This is a genomic window from Paludisphaera rhizosphaerae, assembly GCF_011065895.1.
GTDB lineage: Bacteria > Planctomycetota > Planctomycetia > Isosphaerales > Isosphaeraceae > Paludisphaera > Paludisphaera rhizosphaerae.
This window is the reverse complement of sequence record NZ_JAALCR010000003.1, coordinates 393,495-401,607: the sequence shown is the minus strand read 5'-3', so window position 1 is coordinate 401,607 and position 8,113 is coordinate 393,495. Positions and strand designations below refer to the sequence as shown.

Below are 8,113 nucleotides of genomic sequence, written 5' to 3'. Positions count from 1 at the left end.
AACCTCAGCCCGCGCGTTCCCACGGTTGATCACATGGTAACAGTAGCCGCCGAGTGAGGCTCGACCCGCGGCATTCCCTAGCTCCTTTCTTTTGATCGTACGTTGTCCTATGTTCCACGGCTTACCATGAATATTAGCAATGTCCCCTTTTACCTACCCTTAGCAATGTCCCCTTTTACCTACCCCTTTTACCTACCTTTACCATGAATATTAGCAATGTCCCCTTTTACCTACCCTTTTTTAGCAATGTCCCCTTTTACCTACCCTTTTACCTACCTTGCCAGGTTGCAGTGCCGCTGTCGAAGTTTCCGGAGAAGGTGGAATAAATGCAAGAACCAGGGGGTGATTATGAGTGATTCTGTGTCGTTTTCCGATGGCAATCCATTTCCTGCTCGCGCCGCAACTATCTCGATCATATTTAAGTACGTGAGCGACCGATTGCCTGGCAACGCTGAAATGGAGGCGTTGATAGCTCAGGAAGAGTTTTTTGACCGTATTGGTGCATGGTTTTTCTACCCCTTGTCTTTAGATACGCTTCGACTTCTGAGCAAACTGATGGATGAGATGGCTCTAGACCTTCCCGCTGTCGCTGAAAAGGCCGGATGGGTCGAAGAGCGAAGACCCATGTTCTATGCCGATGTCGAGCGATTTCGGTGTAAGTTGGCCGAGCGGATCGCGGAGCTTGAGTAGGATCTCTCGTCTTTTCTGGCCTTTCGATTGATTTGGCCTCGCGACCGAGTCGACGGGCGCTCAACCATCATCTTGGGGGGAGGGACGACGGGGACATCCTTGAATGCCACGAAGTTAAGCCGAATAATCGGTGTCAGTCCTATTTCCTAGAGCCGAATAATCGGTGTCAGTTCTATTTCCTAGGAGGAGCAATAATCGGTGTCAGTTCTATTTCCTTGAATGGAGCAATAATCGGTGTCAGTTCTATTTCCTTGAAGGGGGGGAAATCGAGGAGCAATAATCGGTGTCAGTTCTATTTCCTTGGAGCAATAATCGGTGTCAGTTCTATTTCCTTGAAGGGGGGGGAAATCGGAGGTGTCCGAGAGTCGTCGCATTGTGGCCTGCGGAACGGAAAATCGGTGTCAGTTCTATTTCCTTGAGCGGGAAAATCGGTGTCGGGAAAATCGGTGTCAGTTCTATTTCCTTGTGCGCGGGAAAATCGGTGTCAGTTCTATTTCCTTGTGCGGGAAAATCGGTGTCAGTTCTATTTCCTTGCGGGTGTCGGGAAAATCGGTGTCAGTTCTATTTCCTTGCGGGAAAATCGGTGTCAGTTCTATTTCCTTGAGCGGAAAATCGGAGGTGTCCGAGAATCGTCGCATTGGAAAATCGGTGTCAGTTCTATTTCCTTGAGCGGAAAATCGGAGGTGTCCGAGAATCGTCGCATTGTGGCATGCGAGGCCAAGACTGAGGCCGGCCAGGAGCGGACTCCTGGCCGGGCTTTGACGCTGAGTTTGCTCGTCAGACGGCCTCGGCGAGGCCTTCCAGTGCGGGGTAGTCGGTGTAGCCGGCGGGGCCGGAGGCGTAGAACGTGCTGGGGTCGGCCTCGTTCAGGGGGGCGTTCAGCGCGAATCGGTGGACCAGGTCGGGGTTGGCGATGAACGGGATGCCGAACGCGGCGGCGTCGGCCTCCCCCGTCTCGATCAGCTTTTCCGCTGCGTCCCTGGTCAGCTTCTCGTTGGCGATGTAGACCCCGCCGAACGCGGTCTTGAGTCGCGCTCCCAGGCCGTCCTGGAGCTGCCTGGCCCGGGTGCAGAGGAAGGCGAGGCCTCGCTTGCCCAGCTCCTGAGCGGCGTATTCAAATGTGGCGACGAGGTCGGAATCGCCCATGCCGTGGGCGTCGGCACGGGGGGCCAGGTGCATGCCCACGCGGCCTCGGCCCCAGACCGAGACCACGGCGTCGGTCACCTCCAGCATCAACCGGGCGCGGTTCTCGATCGGGCCGCCGTACTCGTCCTCGCGGTGGTTCGAGCCGTCCTGGAGGAACTGGTCGAGCAGGTAGCCGTTGGCCCCGTGGATCTCGACCCCGTCGAACCCGGCCTTCTGGGCGTTCTCGGCCCCCCGGCGATAGGCCTCGATGATCCCGGGGATCTCCTCGCGTCCCAGGGCCCTGGGCGTTGGGTAGGGGGTGATGGGCCGGATCAGGCTCACGTGCCCCGCCGGCTGGACCGCGCTGGGCGCGACCGGGGGCTTGCCGTCGAGATAGACCGAGTGCGAGATCCGCCCGACGTGCCAGAGTTGGAGGAGAATACGCCCGCCGGCCTCGTGGACCGCCGTCGTTATGCCCTTCCAGCCTTCGACTTGCTCTTTGGACCAGATGCCCGGCGTGTCCGGGTAGCCCACGCCCATCGGGTCGACGGACGTCGCCTCCGTGATGATCATCCCGGCGGCCGACCGCTGTCGGTAGTACTCGGCCATGAGCGCGTTCGGCACGCGGCTCCCGCCGACGGCCCGGCATCGCGTGAGCGGCGCCATGACGATGCGGTTGGGCAGGTCGAACTCGCCGGCGCGGATCGGGTCGAACAGTCCGGGCATGTCGTCGATTCTCCAGGGGCGATTCCCCGGCCGCGATGGTCTTCGCCGGGTGGGATGCTAAGATTCAGAAGTCTGCCCTCCGCGGGCTTCGTTCGATGTTCGTCGAACGTCGAACATTCTAGGGAGGCGTCCCGGTGAGGCAACTGTCGCATCCGAAAATCGAGGAGACGACGCTTTGCAGCGTCCTCGCCGCGCTCAGCGACCCGGTGCGGCTGGCGATCGTCGGCCGGCTCTCGGACGGAGTCGAGCACGCCTGGGGTGACTTCGACGTCGACGTTTGCGCCTCGACGTTGAGCCACCACATGAAGACTCTGCGGCTTGCCGGGGTCATCGATCATCGCAAGGACGGCACGCGCTGCTTCGTCTCGCTCCGCCCCGACCTCGAACGTCGATTCCCGGGTATGCTGGCGTGCATTCTGAAATACGCCGACCTGGGATGAGCCTGGCGGAGCGTCGTGGATGCCGATGGGAAGGGGAGAAAGACGGGCGGCGGCGATCCTTATCGGTGCGGCCGTCCTGCTGGCGCTTGTGATGGGGCTGAGGGGCGCGGCGACCTGGCTGGAGTGCGCCTCGTTCGTCACCGGAGCGGCCTGCGTCTGGCTGACGGTGAAGGAGAACGTCTGGAACTTCCCGATCGGCCTGGTGAACGTGGCCGCCTTCGGCGTCGTCTTCCTGCGCGCCGGGCTGTTCGCCGACGCGGGTCTGCAGGGCGTTTATCTGATCCTCTGCGCCCGAGGCTGGTATCTTTGGCTTCACGGCGGCAATGACGGCCGTTCGCTCCGCATCACGCGGGCTGGCGCCGGAGAGCTGAACGCGCTGCTGGTCGGCGTCGTGATGCTCACCCTGCTGCTCTGGCTGGTGCTCCGGCAGGTTGGGGGCTCGGCGTCATTCTGGGACGCGTTGACGACCTCGCTGAGTCTGGGGGCGCAATGGCTCCTGAACCGGAAACGGCTGGAGAGCTGGGCGGGCTGGATCCTGGTCGACGCCATCTACGTACCGCTCTACATCTCCAAATCCCTCTATCTCACGGCGATCCTCTACACCGTTTTCCTGGGACTCGCGATCATCGGGCTGCACCAGTGGCGGTCGTCCTGGATGAGTCGAGAAGACGCGGGACGGACGCCCGAAGCGGTGGCCAGGCCCCCAGCGGCGTGCGGCCGGTGATGGCCTTGCCGCACGGCCCCTGGAAGACGGATTCGTTCGTCGCCGGCCTGCGGGCCGACGGCATGGTCGCCCCCCGTCGTGGCCGGCAGGGCGATGCGGGACAGACTTTGAGGCGCGCTGAGTGAGAAACGCGATCGAATGGTTTGCAGGGTCAGGGCTTGCGGGCGGCTTTCCCCCCTTGTTTGGTCTTGGCGAAGTCCGCGTAAGCCTTCTGCTGGATGGCGGCCTGTTGAGGGTCGACCGGCGAGGCCTGCTCACCGTCGCCGACGGAGCCTCCGTCGCAGCCCGCGAGCGGGGCGAGGGCCAGAGACGCCGCGGTCAACAGGAGACTGCGGCGCGAGAGGGAGCGACCTGGTCGCATGGCGTTGGTTCCTCGAATCGGGTTCGTGAGTTCCGGAGAGGGTCAGTACGCGTCGCTGGAGACGGTCTCACCGCCGTCGCGGCTCCCCAGCGCGTACCAGGTGGGTCGAGAGACCGAATCCTTGACGAACCGGACCGAGCCGTCCGCGAAGAGGACGTTGACTCCCCCAGAGTGGTTGCTCTGGGCCCCCACAGTCCACGACTGATCGAGACCGCAGGTGTCGCAGCCGAACTCGCACGAGCCGAACGAATACTGGCTGTCGTTGGGCGTCTGAATCGTGTGGAAAAGCGAGTACGCCCGCGCCCCAAACCCCCAAAGCTGGCCCTTGTCGCTGGAGATGTTCAGGCTGCTCTTGAATCCCGTGGCGCAGGCCTGAAGGCCCTTGAGGATCAAGTCGGGGCGGCTGGCCGCGTTGTACATGACGATGCCCGGATCGGCCACGCCGCGGGTGCTGTTGCCGCGATAGCCGTTGCCCACGTTCGGCTTGCCCGTCAGCGATTCCGAGTAGGCGACGGTGTTCGATGTGCCGTCGGTGACGTCGGCCATCCCGTAGGTCAGGAAGTAGGTGAACAGCCCCGTGGAGCCGGTCGCCTTGCACGCTGGATTGATGCCGCCCCAGCAGTTGACGGTCATGAAGTCGGTCGTCGTGCCGACGGAAGCGTAGTAGTTGTTGATGTTCGGCTTGCCGACGTTCGAGTCCGACGGGCAGATGAAGGCGTTCAGCTTCGTGTTGGCCGTCGTGCTGTTGATGTAGTAGCAAGGGTCGCCGTAAGGGTTGACGCCCCAGGAGAAGTTCGTCGAGGCGTACAGGGCCTGCTGTTCCAGGTACGGGAGGAGGAGGGCGTTGGCGCCCCACGACGACCAGATCAAGTCGCTGTCCCCGGGCGAGTTCTTGGGGTTCTTTGAAGCCCCCTGCGGGAAGTTGTTGTTGGCGCTGTGGTAGTTGTGCAGCGCCAGGCCGATCTGCTTCAGGTTGTTGACGCACTGGCTGCGGCGAGCGGCCTCGCGCGCGGCCTGGACGGCCGGCAGCAGCAGGGCGATCAGCACGGCGATGATCGCGATCACCACCAGCAATTCAATCAGAGTGAAACCGCGCGTGCGGCAGCGCATGGGGGGACTCCTTGGGAGTTGCGCCGAGATGTGAACGAGCGAAGTCGTAAGAAATGTCGCGATACAGAGCATGCAAGGACATGTTTGTGAAGAATGGAGGCCATCATCGCCTACATCTTCATTACCTACGACTTCTAATCGATCGCATTCGAAATAACAAGCCCCCACAAGCTCACCGGCGTGGTTACGCTGGCCGACCGGCGGGTCGTCGAGCTCATGTCCAGGCCCGGCGTCTGGCCAGAAGCCTTAGTCGGGCAAGCCAGGTGGTATAGGCAAATGCTGGTTTGGCTTGTGCTTGTGGAGGTCGTAGCGATCGGCCAGCGGTTCGACGTGAACCCTTCGTGGGTGCGTGGCCAGGCGCGGGGGCTTCAGTCGCCGGCGCCGACCTTCTCGGCAGGGCGGGGGCGGAGGCGTTCGGGGAGGTCCTTGGGGGTGCGGTCGATCAACTCGTTGGGCTGGCTCGGGCGCTTGCGGAGGTCGAAGGCGTCGTAGAGATCGCCCACGGCGGTGAGGGCTTCGTAGCGGAGGCGGTCGCCGTTGACGCTGATGATCTGATAGAGCTGGGTGTCCTCGGCGGCCCGCTTCATCCAGTCGTCGCGCTGGAGTTCGTACATCTTCGGGCCGCTCACCGAGACGACGTAGACGGTCCCGCCGTCCTCGCGGCTGCCGACGCCTTCGGGCACGTTCTCGTAGGCGCGGAGTCCGCTGCGAGCGTAGGTGTGGTCGTGCCCCTGAAGGACGAGGTCAACCCGGTGTTTGTCGAACACCGGCTGCCAGAGCGCCCGGAGCTTTGGGTTGTCACGCTTCTTGGCGGACGAATAGATCGGATGGTGGAACGTGGCGATCGTCCACTTGTTTGGGTTGTCGGCCAGGATCCGCTCCAGCCAGGCGACCTGATCCTCTTGCTTCTCGTTGGAGTTCAGGACGACGATGCGGGCGCCCTGGTAGTCGAAGTAGTAGGCCGACTCCTCGAGCCCCGCGGGGCCGTTCGTCGGCAGGGTGAACTGGGGCCGCCAGTGGTTCGAAAGGAGCGGCGGCGAGTCCGCCGCCGCGCCCGCCGGTCGTTCGTATTCGTGGTTGCCCGGTGCCGGCACGCTGGGGACCATGCCGTTGACCCAGCCGCCGGCGGCGAACCATTCGCCCCAGGCGGCGTCGCGGTTGGCGCGGTTGACCAGGTCGCCGGCATGGACGATGAAACGAGCCTTTGGCGCGTCGGAGTAGGCCCCGCGGATCACCCGCGACCAAAGTGACTTGATGTCGTTCTGAGCGTCGCCGAAGTAGATGAACGCGAACGGCTCGGGCTTGTCCGAGGCCGTTTGAACGTGGAACCACTCGCTCCAGTTCACGCCGTCGCCGACGCGATAGGCGTATTGAGTCGACGGAGCGAGGTCGCCGAAGACGACCGAGTGGCGATGGGAATGGCCCAGGTCGGTGTCCAGGTCGAAGGTCTTGGCCGTCAGGGTGGCCGCCCGCTCGGCGAACCGGGGGCCGGCGTCGGACGGAGCGATCTGGGCCAGGCCCTTGGAGACCGCGTCGTCGGTCCGCCACGTCACGGCGAGGCTCCGCGACGGGTCGCCGGGGAACGTCAGGATGATGCGGTCCGGCAGGGCCGACGGGCGGTGGGCCTCGGCGTCGGGCACGGCCTTCGGCTCGTGCTCGTCGTGAGCGGCGGCGACCGGCATGACACCGAACAGCGCAGCCAGGGCGAAGGCGCGAGGGAGGAAGAGCATCAGAATCAGGGCCTCGGAGTTTGAACGGGTTGGAGCGGTTGGGACCTTCACCTGGCGATGGGCCATCAGCCCAGATGCTTCTTGAAGAAGGCGATGGTCCTCTCCCACGCCAACTCGGCCGCCGCCTTGTCATAGCGTGGGGTCGTGTCGTTGTGGAACCCGTGGTTCACGTTCGGGTACGTGAACGCCTCGTACGGCTTGGCCGAGGCCTTCAGCGCCTGTTCGAAGGCGGGCCAACCCTCGTTGACCCGCGTGTCCAGGCCCGCGTAATGGATCAAGAGGGGGGCTTCGATCTTGGGCACATCCGCAGCCTGGGGCTGGCGGCCGTAGAAGGGGACGCCCGCGGCGATCGTCTTGGGAATTCGCACGGCGAGCGCATTGACCATGCCTCCGCCGAAGCAGAAGCCGACCGCGCCGACCTTCCCGGTCGAGTTCGGGTGGGCCTTGAGGAACTCGGCGCCGGCGATGAAGTCTTCCGTCATCTCCTCGGCGCTGCGCTTGGCCTGCATCGCCCGGCCCTGGTCGTCGTTCCCTGGATAGCCGCCGAGCGGGGTGAGGGCGTCCGGCGCGAGCGCCAAGAAACCCGCGACCGCCAGCCGCCGGGCGACGTCCTCGATGTAGGGGTTCAGGCCGCGATTCTCGTGGATGACGAGGACCGCCGGGTACTTTGCGTCGCCGTTCTTCGGGCGGGCGAGGAGTCCCTTGATTTTGCCGCCGCCTTTCGGCGAGTCGTACGTGACGTATTCGGTGTGGAGCCGCGCGTCGCCAGGCGCGACCTGTTGTGCGAGCGCGTAGTTGGGGCTGAGCCGTTCGATCAGCGCCTCGGCCGTGACTCCGGCCACGGCGAAGGCTCCCACCCGGCGGATGAACTCCCGACGCTCCATCCGGCCGTGCGCGTAGTCGTCGTAGAGGTCCAACAACTCCTGGTCGAAGTCCTGCGCTCGTTCTCGTTCCATTGCGGATGCTCCTTCGGAACGGATTGCTCCAGGGGCGGGCTGCGACTCAACCGGTAGGCCAGGGATTGTCGCCGATGGGGGCGAGGGTCGCAAGGAGCCGAAACGAGACGGTTCGGCTGATGAAACGGCGGGATGTCGGCCGGATGCTCACGGCCCATCATCGAGAGCGTGAAGACGCGCGAATGGTTCATGCTAGCGACGCTCCCCGAAGGAGAACGCCTCGAACTTGACCGGCCACAAGACCAGAGACG

Annotated in this window: 8 protein-coding genes; 3 read left to right on the top strand and 5 right to left on the bottom strand. The window is 63.6% G+C overall.

Annotated elements, in window-relative coordinates; translation table 11 throughout:
* Positions 1–348: 348 nt before the first annotated feature.
* Positions 349–690 carry a hypothetical protein gene (locus G5C50_RS06120; RefSeq protein ID WP_165066484.1) on the top strand — a complete coding sequence of 114 codons (342 nt, stop codon included), beginning with the start codon at positions 349–351 and terminating at the stop codon, positions 688–690.
* A gap of 777 nt (positions 691–1,467) precedes the next feature.
* On the opposite strand, the gene G5C50_RS06115 is transcribed toward G5C50_RS06120, so the two are convergent.
* Complete coding sequence (locus G5C50_RS06115; protein ID WP_165066482.1) at positions 1,468–2,541, bottom strand: alkene reductase; 1,074 nt, start codon at positions 2,539–2,541, stop codon at positions 1,468–1,470.
* Between the two features lie 134 nt (positions 2,542–2,675).
* Here G5C50_RS06115 and G5C50_RS06110 point away from each other — a divergent pair, with 134 nt between their 5' ends.
* Positions 2,676–2,981 (top strand): ArsR/SmtB family transcription factor, encoded by a 306-nt coding sequence (locus G5C50_RS06110; protein ID WP_165066480.1) that lies wholly within the window; start codon positions 2,676–2,678, stop codon positions 2,979–2,981.
* 19 nt (positions 2,982–3,000) lie between these two features.
* Positions 3,001–3,705 (top strand): nicotinamide riboside transporter PnuC, encoded by a 705-nt coding sequence (gene pnuC / locus G5C50_RS06105; RefSeq protein ID WP_165066479.1) that lies wholly within the window; start codon positions 3,001–3,003, stop codon positions 3,703–3,705.
* 151 nt (positions 3,706–3,856) lie between these two features.
* Here the strand turns inward: pnuC and G5C50_RS06100 are convergent, their stop codons facing one another.
* The 4 genes from G5C50_RS06100 to yghX all read right to left on the bottom strand — a co-directional run bounded on the left by G5C50_RS06100 (position 3,857) and on the right by yghX (position 7,862).
* A complete protein-coding gene (locus G5C50_RS06100) occupies positions 3,857–4,066 on the bottom strand; it encodes a hypothetical protein (RefSeq protein ID WP_165066478.1) in 210 nt (69 codons plus the stop codon).
* Positions 4,067–4,108: 42 nt separating this feature from the next.
* Positions 4,109–5,176 carry a DUF1559 family PulG-like putative transporter gene (locus tag G5C50_RS06095; RefSeq protein ID WP_165066477.1) on the bottom strand — a complete coding sequence of 356 codons (1,068 nt, stop codon included), beginning with the start codon at positions 5,174–5,176 and terminating at the stop codon, positions 4,109–4,111.
* A 368-nt stretch (positions 5,177–5,544) separates the two neighbouring features.
* Positions 5,545–6,972 (bottom strand): purple acid phosphatase family protein, encoded by a 1,428-nt coding sequence (locus G5C50_RS06090; protein ID WP_240906983.1) that lies wholly within the window; start codon positions 6,970–6,972, stop codon positions 5,545–5,547.
* A complete protein-coding gene (yghX, locus tag G5C50_RS06085) occupies positions 6,972–7,862 on the bottom strand; it encodes a YghX family hydrolase (RefSeq protein WP_165066476.1) in 891 nt (296 codons plus the stop codon). The genes G5C50_RS06090 and yghX overlap by 1 nt, the downstream gene beginning before the upstream one ends.
* Positions 7,863–8,113: the final 251 nt, after the last annotated feature.

Coding starts and splice junctions, on each gene's coding strand:
- G5C50_RS06115 (WP_165066482.1), bottom strand. CDS start 2,541: ATGCCCGGACTGTTCGACCCGATCCGCGCCGGCGAGTTCGACCTGCCC.
- G5C50_RS06100 (WP_165066478.1), bottom strand. CDS start 4,066: ATGCGACCAGGTCGCTCCCTCTCGCGCCGCAGTCTCCTGTTGACCGCG.
- G5C50_RS06120 (WP_165066484.1), top strand. CDS start 349: ATGAGTGATTCTGTGTCGTTTTCCGATGGCAATCCATTTCCTGCTCGC.
- G5C50_RS06095 (WP_165066477.1), bottom strand. CDS start 5,176: ATGCGCTGCCGCACGCGCGGTTTCACTCTGATTGAATTGCTGGTGGTG.
- G5C50_RS06090 (WP_240906983.1), bottom strand. CDS start 6,972: ATGGCCCATCGCCAGGTGAAGGTCCCAACCGCTCCAACCCGTTCAAAC.
- pnuC (WP_165066479.1), top strand. CDS start 3,001: ATGCCGATGGGAAGGGGAGAAAGACGGGCGGCGGCGATCCTTATCGGT.
- yghX (WP_165066476.1), bottom strand. CDS start 7,862: ATGGAACGAGAACGAGCGCAGGACTTCGACCAGGAGTTGTTGGACCTC.